Consider the following 15,950-nt stretch of genomic DNA (forward strand, 5'->3'; position numbering starts at 1 on the left):
CGCGTCAGGGGGCCGTCCTGGGAAGCGCCGGGATGGGACGCGCCGGCAGTGCGTCGATCCTGGCCCGGACCTCGGCGGCCCGTGCCACGCGCAGGGCGGTGAACTGTTCGGCGGCCTGGTTCCAGGTGGCGCGGGCCTGCTCGACGTCGCCGCGTTCCAGCAGGGCCGAGGCGAGGTGGTCCAGTACCTGGCCGCGGTGGAATCCGAGCTGGAGCTCCTCGCAGATCCCCAGCGCCGTGCGGTAGTCGGCGATCGCCGTGTCGAGATCACCCAGGCGCTGCCGGGCGTACCCGAGGGTGTCCCAGGTCCCGGCCTCGTGGCCGCGGTCGCCGAGTTCACGCAGGATCGGAAGGGCCTCCTCGCACGCGTCCACGGCCTCCTGGTACGCGTCGAGCAGGGCCAGGAACCAGGCCACGGCGCTCAGCCCGCGGGCGATCCCGGCGGGCCGGCCGAGGTCGCGGGCGATCGCCAGCGAGTTCCGCGCGTGCCGCAGGGCCTCGGGATACCGGCCCTGGTGGTCGCGCAGCGTGCAGACGCGGTGTTCGAAGCGCACCTGCTGTTCGAGGGGCAGGCGGGGCAGGTACGCGAGCATGAGGTCGATCGCCCTCTCGGCCTCCTCCGCGTCCCCCGGCCCGATCACCGCCGCATGGGCCAGGTGGTGGCAGATCGAGGCGATCGCGACCGGATCGTCGAGGGCGAGGGCCGCGGCGAGCGCGAGGCCCTGGGCGGCGATCTCCTCGGCCCAGCGGCCCGCGGCCTGGTGGTAGCGCGTCCACTCCAGGGCCACGTCGACGCGGTGGCGCCGCAGCCGCGGACCGTCCAGGGAGCGCAGCGCGGCCGCGGCCGTCGACTCCTCCTGGCGGTACCAGTCCAGGGCCTCCTCGCGACCTTCGATCGCGACGGACACCACACCCGGCACCGGGACGTCCGGCAGTCCTGAGGGGTAGTCCCACAGGAACCGGTTGCCGGCGTGGGCGTTGTGCCGCAGGTAGTCCAGGAGGCGGATCTCGGCGCCCGCCCGGTCGTCCCCCTCCCGGTCCATGAGTTCCGCGCCGTAGGCGCGCACGAGGTCGTGCAGGACGTAGCGGCCGTCGGCGTCGCGGGACAGCAGGCTGGCGGAGGTCAGCCGGCGCAGGTGCTGGCGGGCCGTGGCCATCGGCGTCCCCCGCAGGCAGGCGGCGGCCTCGGCGGACAGCGCCGGGCCGGGATGGACGCTGAGGTAGCGGAAGAACTGCTGGGTCTCGGCCGTGAGCGCACGGTAGGACCAGGAGAAGACGGCACGCACGTCGACCCGGCGGTCGTCGGCCGCCAGTGCGTCCAACCGCGGTTGGGACTCGCGCAGTTCGCGCACACCGACCCGCAGCGGCATCCCCGGCGCGGCGGTCAGCTGCGCGCCGACGATGGCGACGGCGAGCGGGAGGAAGCCGCACAGCTCGACGAGTTCGGCGGCGTCCTCGGGCTCCGCCGCGCAGCGCCCCTCACCGATCCGGGCCGCCAGCCCGGCCAGGGCCTCGGCCGGCGTCCACACGTCCAGGCTGATCAGCGAGGCGCCCTCGGTCGCCACCAGCCCGGGGAGCTGGTCGCGGGAGGTGACGATGGTCAGGCACCCGGCCGACGCCGGGAGCAGCGGCCTGACCTGCTCGGCGTCGCGCGCGTTGTCCAGGACCACGACGAGCTGCCGGGAGGCGGTCCGTTCCCGGAACAGTGCGCTGCGCTGCTCGGTGTGGCGGGGGATGTCGCTGCTGGGCACCCCCAGCGCGGTCAGGAATCCGCCGAGGGCCTCACCCGGATCCAGGGGGCTGCCGGTGTCCTGGAAGGCACGCAGGTTCACATACAGCTGGCCGTCGGGGAAGCGGTCCGCCACCTGGTGCGCCCAGTGCACCGCGAGCGCGGTCTTGCCCACCCCGGCCATGCCGCCGATCACGCAGATCACGGCCTGCCCGGCCGCCGGCGAGCCGAAGGCGCGCACGACCTCCAGCGCGCGCTCCCGGCCGCGGAAGACCGCCAGGTCCGGCGGCAGCTGCTGCGGCGTTCGCCCGGTACGCCGGGCGGACGCCTGCACCACCCGGCGCCGTCCGTCCTCGTCGAGCTCCAGGGCGTCCAGCAACTCGTTCATCGTCGACTGGCGCGGCAGCCGCTTGCCGCGCTCGATGTCGCTGATGGCCCGCACGCTCACCCCGGACGCCTCGGCCAGGCCCTCCAGCGTCAGCAGCGAACGCTGCCGCGCCTCGCGCAGCAGCGGGCCGAGCGTGCCCCGGTCCATAACCCACCTCCGTGCCGCTGTCCGGCGTGCTGGTTCGGCGTCCTTGCCGAAGGCAGGTGCGGTCGCGCGTGAACACCACGAACGTAACATCGCGGGATCGAACGCCCGCGCCGCGTCCCACCAGCCGGGCAGCACTCAGCAGGGCACGCCCGAGGGGCCCCGGCCGTGGCCAGGACCCCTCGGGAAGCGTCGGTGGAGTGGGGCTACTCGGCCAGCGGCAGGTACACACGGTTGCCGTGGGCCGCGAACTCCTCGGACTTGGCGGCCATCCCGGCCAGTGCCTCGGCGTCGTAGCCCGACGCGACGGCGCTGGACCCGTCACCGTGCTCGTCGCGAATGCGCTGGGAGATCTTCATGGAGCAGAACTTGGGGCCGCACATCGAGCAGAAGTGCGCGGTCTTGGCCGGCTCCGCGGGGAGTGTCTCGTCGTGGAAGGAGCGCGCGGTGTCCGGGTCGAGGGCCAGGTTGAACTGGTCCTCCCAGCGGAACTCGAAGCGCGCGTCGGACAGGGCGTCGTCCCACGCCTGCGCGCCGGGGTGGCCCTTGGCCAGGTCCGCGGCGTGCGCGGCGATCTTGTAGGTGATCACGCCGGTCTTGACGTCGTCGCGGTCCGGCAGGCCCAAGTGCTCCTTGGGCGTGACGTAGCAGAGCATCGCCGTGCCCCACCAGGCGATCATCGCGGCGCCGATGCCCGAGGTGATGTGGTCGTAGGCGGGGGCGATGTCCGTGGTCAGCGGGCCGAGCGTGTAGAACGGCGCCTCCTCGCAGATCTCCTGCTGGAGGTCGATGTTCTCCTTGATCTTGTGCATGGGCACGTGGCCCGGGCCCTCGATCATCGTCTGCACGTCGTGCCGCTTGGCGATGGTGTTGAGCTCGCCGAGAGTGCGCAGCTCGGCGAACTGCGCCTCGTCGTTGGCGTCCGCGATCGACCCCGGGCGCAGCCCGTCGCCGAGCGAGAACGTCACGTCGTAGGCGGCGAGGATCTCGCAGAGCTCCTCGAAGTGCTCGTACAGGAACGACTCCTTGTGGTGGGCCAGGCACCACGCGGCCATGATCGAGCCGCCGCGCGAGACGATGCCGGTCTTGCGGCGGGCGGTCAGCGGCACGTACCGCAGCAGCACGCCGGCGTGCACCGTCATGTAGTCGACGCCCTGCTCGGCCTGCTCGATGACGGTGTCCCGGTAGACGTCCCAGCTGAGCTCCTCGGCGCGCCCGTCGACCTTCTCCAGTGCCTGGTAGAGCGGCACCGTGCCGATGGGGACGGGGGAGTTGCGCAGCACCCACTCGCGGGTGGTGTGGATGTTGCGGCCGGTGGACAGGTCCATCACGGTGTCCGCGCCCCACCGCGTCGCCCACGTCATCTTCTCCACCTCCTCCTCGATGGAGGAGGTGACCGCGGAGTTGCCGATGTTGGCGTTGACCTTCACCAGGAACCGCTTGCCGATGATCATCGGCTCGGTCTCCGGGTGGTTGACGTTCGCCGGCAGCACCGCCCGGCCCGCCGCGATCTCGTCGCGCACCACCTCCGGCGGGACGTTCTCGCGCAGGGCGACGAACTCCATCTCGGGGGTGATCTCGCCCCGCCGCGCGTACGCGAGTTGGGTGACGTGCCGTCCGTCGCGGCCGCGGCGGGGGAGCCGCGGACGCCCGGGGAACACGGCGTCGAGGTTGCGCAGCCCGCCGCGGGGCGCGGTGTGCTTGATGCCGTCGTCCTCGGGGCGGACGGGACGGCCGGGGTACTCCTCGGTGTCGCCGCGCCCGGTGATCCAGGTGTCGCGGAGCGGGGCGAGGCCCCGCCGGACGTCGGTCTCCACGGACGGGTCGGTGTACGGGCCGGACGTGTCGTACAGCGTCACGTCGCGGCCGTTGGTCAGGTGCACTTGCCGGACCGGTACCAGAAGGTCCGGCCGTGATCCGGTGAGGTACGACTTGTGCCAGCCGATCTCACGCGTGCGCGCATCCTGCATGGTCATCAGACCTACTCCCTACGCCGGCATTACCCGGTAACAGGTTCGGCGGTCGGCGCAGCCGTCGCGTTTCGCGATCCAGCGCCCTCTCAGCCCGGTGCTCCGAGCTCCCGCGTTGTGCAAAGGTGGCCCCAACGGTAGCGAACGGTTGCGGACACACACCAGAGGCCTTGCGATGATCGGCGCGTGGACTCCTCCCCAGCCGCCGCGCACGGCCCCGCTCACGAGCACGGTCCCGGCAGCACGCCGGCCACAGGCCACGGCACCGGTCACGGCACCGGTCACGGCCCGGGGCACGGTCACGGGCACAGCCACGGGCCGGTGCCGCCGGTCTCGAAGCACCTGCGGAAGGTGATCGCCGCGATCCTGGTGCCGTTCGCGGCCGCGGTGGTGGCGGGCCTGGTGCTGCTGTGGCCGGGCGGCGCTCCCGGGCACGACCGCACGGGCGTCGGCTTCGACCAGCAGACCCGCAAGGGCACGGTCGTCGCGCTGGTCGGCATCTCCTGCAAGGCGGCGAACGCCCTGCCCGACCAGCCCGCTTCGGGCGGTCCGGTCAGCGACGCGTGCCAGAAGGCCACGATCGAGGTGACCGCCGGTCCGGACAAGGGCGCGCGCTTCACCGAGATCGTGCAGCCGGACCAGACCCGCCGCTACACGCGGGGCGAGGGCGTGGTCCTCGCCTACGCGCCGAAGGCTCCGCCGGGCCAGCACTACTCCGTCGTCGACATCCAGCGCGGCATGCCGCTCGCGCTGCTGGCCGGCATCTTCGCGCTGGCGGTGATCGTCGTGGGACGGCTGCGCGGCGTCATGGCGCTGGTCGCGCTCGCGGTGTCGTTCGCGGTGCTGACGCTGTTCATCCTCCCGGCGATCCTGCGCGGCGACGATCCGCTGCTGGTCGCGGTGATCGGCGGCAGCGCCATCATGCTGGCCGCGCTGTACATGTGCCACGGCCTGAACGCCCGCACCTCGGTCGCGGTGATCGGCACGCTGTGCTCCCTGTTCCTGATCGGCCTGCTGGGCTCGGCCTTCATCGGCTGGGCCCACCTGACCGGCAACACCTCGGACGAGACCGGCCTGATCCACACGCTGTACCCGCACATCGAGATCAAGGGCGTGCTGCTGGCGGGGATCATCATCGGCTCGCTGGGCGTGCTCGACGACGTGACGGTGACGCAGGTCGCCGCGGTGTGGGAGCTGAAGGACGCCGATCCGGGGGCGAGCTGGCGCACGCTGTACGGCGCGGGGATGCGCATCGGGCGGGACCACATCGCGTCTGTCGTCAACACCCTGGTGATGGCGTACGCCGGTGCGGCGCTGCCGCTGCTGCTGCTCTTCTCGATCGCCCGCAGCGGTGTGGTGCAGGTGGCGGACAGCGAGCTGGTCGCCGAGGAGATCGTGCGCACCCTGGTGGGCAGCATCGGGCTGGTGGCGTCGGTGCCGGTGACGACGGCACTGGCCGCGCTCGTGGTCGGCGCCGACCGCGGGCTGCGCGGCAGCGGGTCCGGACACACGACCGCCGGCCGCCCGCTCGCGGGAGGTCCCGCGGTGCCGGGGCAGCCGGCCGGGGTCCGGGGCGCGGGGCGCCCCGGGGGCTCGGGCGGCGGCAGTCACCGCCGCCGGGCGAAGTGAGCGCCCCGCCACCGCGGACGGCGCTCACCGGGGTGTCACCAGTCGCGCTTGGACCCGCCGCCCCCGGTGACCCGCTTCACCACGAGGACCAGGGCGCCGACGAGGATCACGAAGACGATGACCTTGAACAGCAGGCCGACCACGATGCTGATCAGGCTCGCGATGAGTCCGCCGAAGACCACCAGCGCGATGACCGGGATGCCGATCCACTTGACCCACCAGGGCAGGTTCTTCAGCAGGTTGTCCATGACGCTCGTAGTCTCCTTGTTTGCCGTAGCGTTCCGGTACTTCGAGAGTAGGGCCATCCCGACCCCGCGCGGAGGCCCGGGAGCCCTCGTCCGACCCTGAACGCACCCCTAGGGTTCCGGGGGCGAGAACACCACGACGACCCTGAGGTCCTCGCTGATGTGGTGGAAGCGGTGCGCCGTCCCGGCCGGGACGAACACCACGCTGCCGCGCGCCACCGCGGTCGTCTCGTCACCCACGGTGAGCGAGGCGCGGCCGCTGACCACCAGGTAGATCTCGTCCTGGGCGTGCGGGGCCTGCGGGTCCTGCTGCCCCGCGGACAGCGCGTACAGCCCGGCCGACATACTGCGTTCCTTGAGAAAGCGCAGGTAGGCGCCCTGGTTGGCCGCGCGTTCCGCGTCCAGGTCGTCCAGCCGGAACACCTTCATCGCCACTCCTAGGCTGCGGTACAGCTACGGTTCTGTCCGGTCTCTTGTCCTGGTGATCGGTTCTGCGACGATCACACCATGAAGAATTTCATCGTCAAGACCCTGGCCAACGCCGGGGCCCTGGCCGTGGCCATCTGGCTGCTCAAGGACATCACGCTCACCGGCGACTCCACCGGTCGCAAGATCCTGGGCCTCATCCTGGTCGCCCTGGTCTTCGGCCTCGTGAACTGGCTGGTCAAGCCGTTCGTGAAGGTCCTGGCCTTCCCGCTGTTCATCCTCACCCTGGGCCTGATCACCCTCGTGGTGAACGCCCTGATGCTGCTGCTGACGTCGTGGCTGTCGGGCAAGCTCAACCTGGAGTTCCACGTCTCCGGCTTCTGGACCGCGGTCCTCGGCGGCCTGATCATCAGCATCGTGTCCTGGGCGCTGCACGTCGTGCTCCCGGACGACGAGTGAGCGCCGGAACCGGGGGGACACACCACACGCACCACACCGCGGGCGCGGCGGGCTCCGCTTCGGAGGGGCCCGCGGGGCCGGGCGACAGCACGCGCAGCGTGCACGCCGGCCGTCCGCCGGCCACCCCCTACGAGCCGAGCCTGCCGGGCCCGGTGTTCGTCTCGCACTACCACCTGCCCGGGGAGGCCGCCGGGCCCTACACCTACGGCCGGGACGAGAACCCGACGTGGGACCTGCTCGAGACGGCCGTCGCCGGCCTGGAGGCGCCGGGGGACGGCGCGGCGGCGACGGTGTCGTTCGCCTCGGGCATGGCGGCGGTCGCCGCCGTGCTGCTGTCCCAGGTCCGGTCCGGCGAGACGGTCGTGCTGCCGTCGGACAGCTACCAGGCGACCCGCGCGCTGCAGGAGCGCCTGGAGTCCTTCGGCGTCGAGGTGCGCCTCGCGCCCACCGCGGGCGACGCCCAGGTACGGGCGCTGGAGGGTGCCCGGCTGCTGTGGCTGGAGACGCCGTCCAACCCCGGTCTCGACGTGTGCGACATCCGGCGGCTCGCCGACGCGGCGCACGCGGCGGGGGCGCTGGTGGCCGTCGACAACACGCTGGCCACGCCCCTGGGGCAGCGGCCGCTGGAGCTGGGCGCCGACTTCTCGGTGTCCAGCGGCACGAAGGCCCTGTCCGGGCACGGCGACCTGCTGATGGGGTACGTGACCACGCGGGACGCCGGGCTGGCGGCGGGCGTGCGGAAGTGGCGCAAGCTCGTCGGCGCGATCCCGGGACCGATGGAGGCGTGGCTGGCGCACCGGTCCCTGGCGACGCTCGCGCTGCGGGTGGACCGGCAGGCGGGCAACGCGATGGCCCTGGCGCAGGCGCTGCTGACTCGTCCCGAGGTCGCCGACGTGCGGCACCCGGGCCTGCCCGGTGACCCCTCGCACGCGGTGGCGGCCGCGCAGATGCGCCGGTTCGGGAGCGTGGTGTCGTTCACCCTGCCCGACCAGGCGCACGCCGAGCGCTTCCTGGGTGCGCTGCGGCTCACCGCGGAGGCCACGAGCTTCGGCAGCGTGCAGTGCACGGCCGAGCGGCGCGGCCGCTGGGGCGGGGACGCGGTTCCGCCCGGGTTCGTCCGCTTCTCGGTGGGCATCGAGGATCCGGACGACATCGTGGCCGACGTGCTGCGGGCCCTGGACGAGGCCGCGGGCTGAGCCCGCGCCGCCGGGTCGGGGGACCCGGCGCGGCCGGTGGCCGGGGCCACGGCCCCCCACCAGCGGTCCCGTGATTGGGCGGCCGTGACACGTTTGCCCCCCGGCTCGCCGCGGCAGATCTCAGGCATGCCCCCGGACTCGCCTCCCAGTGCCACCGCTCGCCCGGTCGTCAAGCGCACCGCCCGCGCGATCATCCTCGACGGCGACCACCTCGTGCTGATCAAGCGGACCAAGCCCGGCATCGCCCCGTACTGGGTGACCCCCGGCGGAGGCGTCGAGGACGAGGACCCGAACGTCCTCGCCGCGCTGCACCGCGAGATCGACGAGGAACTCGGCGGCAAGATCACCGACGCCGTCCCGGCGTTCGTCGACACCATCGAGCACATCGCCGACGACGGTTCGCACGGGGTGAAGGTGCAGTACTTCTTCGTGTGCCGGCTGGAGTCGATGGACCCGGCGCGGCGGCACGGCCCCGAGGTCGACGAGCCGCGCGGCGACTACGAGGTGGTGCGGGTGCCGTTCAGCAGGATGGGACTGGCCTCGGTGGACATCGTCCCGCTGACGCTGCGGCACTACCTGGACGCGAACATCGAGGGCGTGCTGGGGCTGCTCGGTCCCGACCTGGGGTGACGTCCGGTCAGTCCCCGGCGGCCACGAGTTCGTGGACGAGGTCGTGCCGGATGCGGTGCGAGGGCATCCCGATGCGCACCAGGGTGTCGACGGTGCTGCGGATCATCCCCGGCGGCCCGGACAGGTACGCGTCGTAGGCCTCCCACGGCCCGAACTCCTCGACGGCCTCGGGCAGCGGCCCGGACCGCGCGTCCGGCGGGGTGTCGGAAACGACCGTGCGCACCGACAGCCACGGGTGCCGGGCCTTGAGCGCGAGGATGGTGTCCAGGTCGTACAGGTCGCGGGTGTGCCGGGCCCCGTAGAAGACGTCGACCGAGCGCCGGACACCGTGCCCGGCGACGTCCTCGACCAGGGCCTTGATCGGGGCGATGCCGGTGCCGCCGCCCAGGCAGAGCAGGCCGTCGCCGCTGGAGTGGTCGACGGTCATGCTGCCGGCCGGCGGGCCCAGGCGGATCACGTCGCCGGCGCCGGCCCGGTGGACCAGCGCGTTGCTCACCCAGCCGGCCGGGACGGCGCGGACGTGGAAGGTGAGCAGGCCGTCGGCACGGGGTGCGGAGGCGAAGGAGTAGTGCCGCCAGACCCGTGGCCACCACGGCGTCTGCACGGAGGTGTACTGCCCGGCGAGAAAGGGGTACGCCTGCCCGGGACGCACGGTCAGCACGGCCACGTCCGGGGTCCGCCGCTCATGGGCGACGATCTCGGCGTCCCACCAGGGGGGCGCGGTCTGCTCGTCGGCCGCCGCCGCGTCGATCATGACCTGGGAGACGACGGTGTAGGCCCGGATCCAGGCGGCCTCCGTCTGGGAGGTCCACACCGCCGCGCCGTAGCGGGCCAGGGCGCCGATCAGCGCCTCGCCGACGGCCGGGTAGTCGTGGGCCTGGGTGCCGTACTTGCGGTGGCCGCGGCCCAGTTGCGCCAGGTACTCGGTGAGCGCGGCCGGGTCGTCGATCCGGTCGGCCGCGGTGAGCAGGGCCTTGAACAACCGGTCGCGCTGGGCCTCCATCCCGACCGGGAACAGGTCACGCAGGTCGGGACGGCGGAGGAACAGCAACGCGTAGAAGTACGAGGTCGCCTTGTCCGCGACCGGCGCGATCTCATCCATGGTGCGCCGGATGAGGAAGGCGTCCGGCGACGGCGGCTTGGCGTCCATGATGGTGTCGAGCGTGCCAGCCGCACCCACCGCATCGTGTGAATTGCGAGAAGGTCGGCCCCCGGGGACGGCGGGGCGCGTACGATTCGTGCCCCTGTTCCGCGCATCACGACGCGATGTTCCACGTGGAACACTCAGCGTCACCGGGGAACCGGGGGCCTCACTTCCGCGACTGGCGCGGCCTGCGCACGCCCTGGGCGCCTTCGGGACTCTCGGCCGGCACCGCGCAGTGGCCCGTGGCCAGACGGTTCAGCGCCGAGACGAAAACCGCGCGTTCGTCGTCGGGCAGAGCGCCGAGCAGGTCCCGGTGGACCCGGTCCACGATGCCCTGGCCTGCGGCGACGATCTCCTGACCCTTCGGCGTGACCTTGATGATCCGCGCCCGGCGGTCGGTGGCCGACGGCACCCGCTCCGCCAGCCCGTTGCGCTCCAGCATGTCGACGGTGACCACCATCGTGGTCTTGTCCAGGTCGGAGAGTTCCGCGATCTGGGCCTGCGTCCGCTCCGCCTGAAGCGCGTGGGCGAGCACGCAGTGCGCACGCGGCGACATGCCGATCTCCGCGAGCGCCGCCGTCATCTGCGTACTCAGCACATGTGCGGTGTGCTGCATGAGGTACGACAGGTCGGGCGTCCCGACGGGGCTTGCGGGCACGGTCTGCGCGGTCATACCGCCAAGGCTAGCAAAGAGATCCGCTACGGGATTATTCGCTAGCGGACCTATTTCACCCGCGACCAGGGGGAACCGCGAACCGCGAACACCCTTGAGTCCGAGATAGATAGTCTCCAACAAAACCATCTGCTACGGTCGGTCTTGGCACTCGATCCCGCCAGGAGGCGACTTCCCATGCCACAGCCCTTGCCCGAGCCGCTCGCCGCACCGGCGCCCCGCTCGCCCGGAGCAGCCCTCGCCGTGCTGAGCGCCGGCACCCTGATGATCATCCTCGACGGGACGATCGTGAACGTCGCACTGCCGTCCATCCAGCGCGACCTGGGCTTCTCCCAGGCGGGACTGGCGTGGGTGGTCAACGCCTACCTCATCGCGTTCGGCGGGCTGCTGCTGCTCACCGGCCGCATCGGGGACCTGCTCGGCCGGCGGCGCCTCCTGGTCGCCGGGCTCACCGCGTTCAGCGCGGCCTCGCTGCTGTGCGGCATCGCCGACTCGGCCGGCCTGCTCATCGCCGCACGCTTCGTCCAGGGCGCAGCCGGGGCCATGGTCTCCGCGGTCGCGCTCGGCATGGTGATCGCCCTCTACCCCGAACCCCGCGGCAGGGCCCGGGCGATGGGCGTCTACAGCTTCACCCAGTCCGCGGGCGGCGTCCTCGGGCTCCTGCTCGGCGGCATCCTCACCCAGGCCGTCAACTGGCACTGGATCTTCTTCGTCAACCTGCCCATCGGCGCGGCCGCCGCCCTGCTCAGCCTGCGCCTGCTGCCGGACGACCGGCCGAACGGGCGCACCGGCCGGGCACGTTCGCTGCGCGGCGCCGACGCACCGGGTGCGGTGCTGGTCACCGCCGCCCTCATGCTCGGGGTCGCCACCATCGTGCGCACCGCCGACCTCGGCTGGACCGCCGCCTCCACGGCGATCACCGGCGCCCTGTCGCTGGTCCTGCTCGCCGCGTTCCTGCTGCGGCAGGCCACGGCCGCGCAACCGCTGCTGCCGCTACGGCTGTTCCGCTCCCGGATCGTCTCCGGCGCCAACCTCGTCCAGGCCCTGATGGTGGCCGCCGGCTTCGGCTTCCAGTTCCTGTCCGCCCTCTACCTCCAGCGCGTGCTGGGCTACGACCCGCTGGAGATCGGGCTGGCCATCGCACCGACCGGCCTGGTCATCGGGGTGATGTCGCTGGCGCTGTCCGCGCGGCTCGGCGCCCGGTTCGGGCAGCGCGCGGTACTGCTGCCCAGCCTGGCCCTGTTCGCCTCCGGCTTCCTGCTGCTGGCCAGGGCACCGTCCGCGCACGCCTCCTACGCGGTGGACATCCTGCCGGCGATCCTGGTGTTCGGCGTGGGCTTCGGTCTGGCCATGCCCTCGCTCATGACCCTCGGCATGTCCGACGCCACACCGGCCGACTCCGGCCTGGTCTCGGGGGTCTTCAACACCGCCCAGCAGATCGGCGGTGCCCTGGGCCTGGCGGTGCTGGCCTCGCTCGCCGGCGCCCGCACCGACCACCGGCTGGCCGCGGGCGCCCCTCTCCCGCAGGCCCTGACCAGCGGCTACCACCTGGCGTTCCTGACCGCCGCCGGCCTGCTGGCCGCGGCCACCGTCATCGCCGCGGCGCTGCTGCGCCCCCCGGCCCGGCCGGCCGACGGCCGGACCGGTGGGCACGGGCCCGCGGTCCGCGGGCCCGTGGACCGGACGCTCAGCGCCAGCCCGGGAAACCCCCCGGCACCGGGGCCGACGGATCGTACGGCTCGCGTGTGAACACGAAGGACCCCAGGTCGAGATGGCTCACCGAGCCGTCGGCCCGGCGCACCACGCGGAGCGTCTCACCCGCGTAGTAGCCCTCACGACCGGTCCAGGTGCCGTCGGGTTCCACGTGGAACCGTGACCCGCGGCCCTGGCCGGTCAGCGGCGCGAGGTGCAGCTCGCCGCCGGGCCTGACCCGCAGGGCATGGCCGGACGTACCCCAGTACCAGGGGCCGGCGAGGTCCACCAGCGCCGGATCGAGGTCCGGGTCCGGCCGCCAGGGCGCGGGGAAGGCGGGCTCGGCGTCAGCCGCGATCGCCAGCAGGTCCGCGGCCACCCCGCCGATGGCGAGCCCCGAGGTGCAGTTGGCGAGGGTGACCGCGCCGATCCCGTCCTCCTCGCTGATCCACAGCGCAGCGAGGAATCCCGGCATCGAGCCGGTGTGCCCGGCCAGCTGACGGCCGTTGCGCCGGGCCAGCTGCAGGCCGAGGCCGTAGCCCCCGTCGGGGTCCACCGCGGACGGGGGCGCGGCCGGCAGCCGCATCTCCTCCAGGGTGCCGGCGCTCAGCACCCCGTCACGGCCGGCGGCCAGGAAGGCCGCCCAGCGGGACAGGTCCGCGGCCGTCGACCACAACTGCCCGGCAGGCGCCATGCGTCCGGTCTCCTGCACGGCCTCGGGCACCATCACGTCGGCCCACGGGTGCACCGCGAACCCGCCCGCGGCCGGCTGGTGCGGCAGCAGCGTGGTCCGGTCCATGCCGAGCGGCTCCAGCACCTCGGCGGCCAGCGCCTCGCCCCACGGCATCCCGCGCAGCCGCTCCACCACGGCGCCCAGCAGGGCGTATCCGGGGTTGGAGTAGTGGTAGTGGCGGCCGGGCTGCAGCTTGGCCGGCTCCGGACCGAGCACGTCGGCCAGTTCGGGACGCAGCTCACCCGGCGTGCGCTCCCACCAGGGGCCGGGCGTCTCGGAGGCCAGGCCCGAGGTGTGGGCGAGGAGTTGGCCGACGGTCACACCGGCGGCCCCGTCGACCACCGGGAGATGACGTCCCACCGGGTCGGTGAGCTCCAGCCTCCCCTCGTCACGCAGCCGCATCACCAGCACCGCGACGAACGTCTTGGTGATCGAACCGATCCGGTACTGGGTGTCCGCGTCGGGCGCATGACCCTCGACCATGCTCTGCGAGCCGGTCCACACCGGCTGCCCGTCGCGCACCACCGCCGCCACCAGCGAGGGCGCGCGGCCCTCGGCCTGGCCGACGGCCACCCGGTGCATCAGGGCCCGCCGGGTGGCGGGCAGCAGGCCGCCCGCGTACGCCTGCGGGGAGTCGGTGCCGCTCGGGAACTGGGGCTCAACTGCCAACTGTTCGCCTTTCCTGTCGCTGTCGACGGCCCGGCGCAGCAACGGCCGGGCCCGTGCCGCGCCCGCGGTGGGCCCGGCCGCGCACCCACGCGGGGCACACGGCCGTCATGCTAATCGGCCGTCCCGGTCTCCTCACGGAAACGGACGGCGACGATCGACATCCGCAGCGCACGCAGGCCGGGGATCAGGTGCGACAGCGGCGCGATCGCGTACGGGCCGCGGCCCCGGCCCAGCCGCAGGCTCCGCACCCCGGCGATGTACGGGGAGGCCGAGGCCACCTTGCGGTACTCCTTGACGTCCATCCCCCACTCCCAGCGCGGCGCCCGGTAGCCGCCGTCGGCCGGGTCCATCGCGCCGGCCTGGTTGCGGGCCACCATGGCCCGCGGCAGTGCGTCGAAGAGGAACCGGCCGCCGGGGAAGCGCTCGGCGCACGCGGCGATGAGGCCCTTGGCGTCCCGTTCCGGCAGGTACATCAGCAGTCCCTGGGCGGTCACCAGCACGTCCCGGCCGGGCACGTCGGCGCCCACCTCGTCCATCCAGCGCAGGTCCAGCGCCGAGCAGGCGAGGCTGCGGCGGCGCGGCGGATCGTCGGGCAGCAGTGTCCGGCGCACCTCGACGGTCTCGGGCAGGTCGACCGTGAGCCAGCGCACCCGGCCGTCGTCGACCCGCCAGAACTGCGTCTCCAGGCCCTCGCCGAGTGCCACCACCGTGCCACCGGGGCGTTCCGCGACGAAGCGCCGCACCTCGTCGTCCAGGCAGCGCACCCGCAGGGCGTGCCACTGCGCCATGGCGGTGCCGAACCGCTCGAAGGGGTAGTCGATGCGGTCCACCAGCTCGACGGCCCGCGGGTCGTCGAGCAGCCGCGAGCCGGGCCGCCGGGCCTCGGCCGCCCGGTTGTACAGATTCCACAGCAGCGTCTCGGGGACGCCTTCCAACGCGACCTTGATCCTGCCGTTCTCCTCTGACATGACCTCAGGCTCCCACCGGTGCGGGCGATGTGAGAAAGGTTGACACTCCCTCAGCGCGGGCGTAGATATCACGACGGTCAGAGAGCGCTCTCAGCACAGCGCAGCGGTTCACCCCCCACCAGAGCCGACATCCGACAGAGGAGCCCACGACATGAGGGTCACCCCACGCGACCTCCTGCCTGGCCGTAAACGTTTCCGACGATCACCTCAGAGCGTGTTCCTGCTCGCCCTCGCGCTGATCGCCTCCCTCTACCTCTCCCTCGCCCCGACCTCCACCCACGCGGCCACGCCCACGCTGCTCTCACAGGGCAAGCCGGCCACGGCCTCCTCGGTCCAGGACGCCTTCACCCCGAACGCCGCGGTGGACGGCGACACCGGCACCCGCTGGTCGAGCCTGGCCGCGGACCCGCAGTGGCTCCAGGTCGACCTGGGATCCAGCCAGCCGCTCACGCAGGTCGTCCTGAACTGGGAGACGGCGTACGCGACCGCGTTCCAGATCCAGGCCTCGACCGACGGTTCCACGTGGAACACGCTGTACTCGACCACGACCGGCACCGGCGGCACCCAGACGCTGACCGTCTCCGGATCGGGCCGCTACGTGCGCATGTACGGCACCCAGCGGGCCACCCAATGGGGCTACTCGCTCTGGGAGTTCCAGGTCTACGGTGGCTCGGGCACCCCTCCGGCCACCTGCGGCACGACCACGGCCGCACTCGGCAAGCCCGCCACCGCGTCGTCCACGGAGAACGCGGGCACGCCCGCTTCGGCGGCCTTCGACGGCAACGCCGGCACCCGCTGGTCCAGCGCGGCCTCCGACCCGCAGTGGGTCCAGGTCGACCTGGGCTCCTCGCAGACCCTCTGCGGCGCGCAGCTGATCTGGGAGACCGCGTACGCGAAGGCGTACCAGATCCAGGTCTCCGACACCGGCAACGCCAACGACTGGCACACCGTGTACTCCACGACCACCGGGCCCGGCGGCACCGAGAACCTGAGCTTCGACGCCACCGGCCGCTACGTGCGGATGTACGGCACGGTGCGCGCCACCCAGTACGGCTACTCCCTCTGGGAGTTCACGATCCTCACGCCGGGCGGCACCGGCACCCCGCCGGGCGGCGGCGACGGCAGCTGCCCCTGGGTGGGCTCCACCGCGCCCGTCGCCACCCGCGTCGCGCAGGTCATGGCGCAGATGACCACGGCGCAGAAGGTGTCGATCCTGCACGGCAACAACAACTCCTCGCCGTACATCGGCAACATCA

General features: G+C 72.8%; 13 protein-coding genes and 1 pseudogene. 6 read left to right on the forward strand and 8 right to left on the reverse strand.

Annotated features, from left to right (window positions below; genetic code table 11):
• Window positions 1-4: 4 nt before the first annotated feature.
• Together BMW99_RS06290 and thiC are read right to left on the reverse strand one after the other, a co-directional pair.
• Window positions 5-2,263, reverse strand: a complete 2,259-nt coding sequence (locus BMW99_RS06290; RefSeq protein WP_069461847.1) for an ATP-binding protein — start codon at window positions 2,261-2,263, stop codon at window positions 5-7.
• Between the two features lie 203 nt (window positions 2,264-2,466).
• Window positions 2,467-4,236 carry a phosphomethylpyrimidine synthase ThiC gene (gene thiC / locus BMW99_RS06295; RefSeq protein ID WP_069466351.1) on the reverse strand — a complete coding sequence of 590 codons (1,770 nt, stop codon included), beginning with the start codon at window positions 4,234-4,236 and terminating at the stop codon, window positions 2,467-2,469.
• 180 nt (window positions 4,237-4,416) lie between these two features.
• Here thiC and BMW99_RS06300 point away from each other — a divergent pair, with 180 nt between their 5' ends.
• Window positions 4,417-5,859, forward strand: coding sequence for a YibE/F family protein (locus BMW99_RS06300; RefSeq protein WP_075016390.1), 1,443 nt, complete (start codon window positions 4,417-4,419; stop codon window positions 5,857-5,859).
• A 35-nt stretch (window positions 5,860-5,894) separates the two neighbouring features.
• Here the strand turns inward: BMW99_RS06300 and BMW99_RS06305 are convergent, their stop codons facing one another.
• Together BMW99_RS06305 and BMW99_RS06310 are read right to left on the reverse strand one after the other, a co-directional pair.
• Entirely contained in the window at window positions 5,895-6,107 is a 213-nt protein-coding gene (locus BMW99_RS06305; RefSeq protein ID WP_069466350.1) for a DUF5326 family protein, read from the reverse strand.
• A gap of 108 nt (window positions 6,108-6,215) precedes the next feature.
• Entirely contained in the window at window positions 6,216-6,533 is a 318-nt protein-coding gene (locus tag BMW99_RS06310) for a cupin domain-containing protein (protein WP_069466349.1), read from the reverse strand.
• 78 nt (window positions 6,534-6,611) lie between these two features.
• Here BMW99_RS06310 and BMW99_RS06315 point away from each other — a divergent pair, with 78 nt between their 5' ends.
• The 3 genes from BMW99_RS06315 to BMW99_RS06325 all read left to right on the forward strand — a co-directional run bounded on the left by BMW99_RS06315 (window position 6,612) and on the right by BMW99_RS06325 (window position 8,815).
• On the forward strand, window positions 6,612-6,989 hold the full coding sequence (locus BMW99_RS06315) for a phage holin family protein (RefSeq protein ID WP_069466348.1): 378 nt from the start codon (window positions 6,612-6,614) through the stop codon (window positions 6,987-6,989).
• Window positions 6,986-8,185 carry a cystathionine gamma-lyase gene (locus tag BMW99_RS06320; protein WP_075016391.1) on the forward strand — a complete coding sequence of 400 codons (1,200 nt, stop codon included), beginning with the start codon at window positions 6,986-6,988 and terminating at the stop codon, window positions 8,183-8,185. Before BMW99_RS06315 ends, BMW99_RS06320 begins: the two co-directional genes overlap by 4 nt.
• A 126-nt stretch (window positions 8,186-8,311) precedes the next feature.
• Window positions 8,312-8,815: an NUDIX domain-containing protein gene (locus BMW99_RS06325; RefSeq protein ID WP_069466347.1), complete on the forward strand. Its 504-nt coding sequence runs from the start codon at window positions 8,312-8,314 to the stop codon at window positions 8,813-8,815.
• Between the two features lie 7 nt (window positions 8,816-8,822).
• Here the strand turns inward: BMW99_RS06325 and BMW99_RS06330 are convergent, their stop codons facing one another.
• On the reverse strand, window positions 8,823-9,995 hold the full coding sequence (locus tag BMW99_RS06330) for a globin domain-containing protein (protein ID WP_407640263.1): 1,173 nt from the start codon (window positions 9,993-9,995) through the stop codon (window positions 8,823-8,825).
• A 130-nt stretch (window positions 9,996-10,125) separates the two neighbouring features.
• A complete protein-coding gene (locus tag BMW99_RS06335) occupies window positions 10,126-10,632 on the reverse strand; it encodes a MarR family winged helix-turn-helix transcriptional regulator (protein WP_069466346.1) in 507 nt (168 codons plus the stop codon).
• Window positions 10,633-10,809: 177 nt separating this feature from the next.
• Here BMW99_RS06335 and BMW99_RS06340 point away from each other — a divergent pair, with 177 nt between their 5' ends.
• On the forward strand, window positions 10,810-12,381 hold the full coding sequence (locus tag BMW99_RS06340) for a DHA2 family efflux MFS transporter permease subunit (RefSeq protein ID WP_079138882.1): 1,572 nt from the start codon (window positions 10,810-10,812) through the stop codon (window positions 12,379-12,381).
• Here the strand turns inward: BMW99_RS06340 and BMW99_RS06345 are convergent.
• Together BMW99_RS06345 and BMW99_RS06350 are read right to left on the reverse strand one after the other, a co-directional pair.
• The gene (locus tag BMW99_RS06345) at window positions 12,320-13,639 is read right to left on the reverse strand and encodes a serine hydrolase domain-containing protein (protein ID WP_069466353.1); all 1,320 of its coding nucleotides are present in this window, start codon (window positions 13,637-13,639) and stop codon (window positions 12,320-12,322) included. The two genes, BMW99_RS06340 and BMW99_RS06345, sit on opposite strands and share 62 nt — an antisense overlap.
• 197 nt (window positions 13,640-13,836) lie before the next feature.
• Window positions 13,837-14,694, reverse strand: a complete 858-nt coding sequence (locus tag BMW99_RS06350) for a class I SAM-dependent methyltransferase (RefSeq protein WP_069466344.1) — start codon at window positions 14,692-14,694, stop codon at window positions 13,837-13,839.
• Window positions 14,695-14,845: 151 nt separating this feature from the next.
• Here BMW99_RS06350 and BMW99_RS43305 point away from each other — a divergent pair.
• Window positions 14,846-15,811 (forward strand): annotated as a pseudogene (locus BMW99_RS43305) (discoidin domain-containing protein); the annotation flags it as partial.
• Window positions 15,812-15,950: the final 139 nt, after the last annotated feature.

The sequence above is a fragment of the Actinacidiphila rubida genome (assembly GCF_900110255.1).
Lineage (GTDB): Bacteria > Actinomycetota > Actinomycetes > Streptomycetales > Streptomycetaceae > Actinacidiphila > Actinacidiphila rubida.

Excerpts from the sequence above, each read along its gene's own strand:
- BMW99_RS06290 (WP_069461847.1), bottom strand. The coding sequence starts at position 2,263 with ATGGACCGGGGCACGCTCGGCCCGCTGCTGCGCGAGGCGCGGCAGCGT.
- thiC (WP_069466351.1), bottom strand. The coding sequence starts at position 4,236 with ATGACCATGCAGGATGCGCGCACGCGTGAGATCGGCTGGCACAAGTCG.
- BMW99_RS06305 (WP_069466350.1), bottom strand. The coding sequence starts at position 6,107 with ATGGACAACCTGCTGAAGAACCTGCCCTGGTGGGTCAAGTGGATCGGC.
- BMW99_RS06310 (WP_069466349.1), bottom strand. The coding sequence starts at position 6,533 with ATGAAGGTGTTCCGGCTGGACGACCTGGACGCGGAACGCGCGGCCAAC.
- BMW99_RS06315 (WP_069466348.1), top strand. The coding sequence starts at position 6,612 with ATGAAGAATTTCATCGTCAAGACCCTGGCCAACGCCGGGGCCCTGGCC.
- BMW99_RS06325 (WP_069466347.1), top strand. The coding sequence starts at position 8,312 with ATGCCCCCGGACTCGCCTCCCAGTGCCACCGCTCGCCCGGTCGTCAAG.
- BMW99_RS06335 (WP_069466346.1), bottom strand. The coding sequence starts at position 10,632 with ATGACCGCGCAGACCGTGCCCGCAAGCCCCGTCGGGACGCCCGACCTG.
- BMW99_RS06340 (WP_079138882.1), top strand. The coding sequence starts at position 10,810 with ATGCCACAGCCCTTGCCCGAGCCGCTCGCCGCACCGGCGCCCCGCTCG.
- BMW99_RS06345 (WP_069466353.1), bottom strand. The coding sequence starts at position 13,639 with ATGCACCGGGTGGCCGTCGGCCAGGCCGAGGGCCGCGCGCCCTCGCTG.
- BMW99_RS06350 (WP_069466344.1), bottom strand. The coding sequence starts at position 14,694 with ATGTCAGAGGAGAACGGCAGGATCAAGGTCGCGTTGGAAGGCGTCCCC.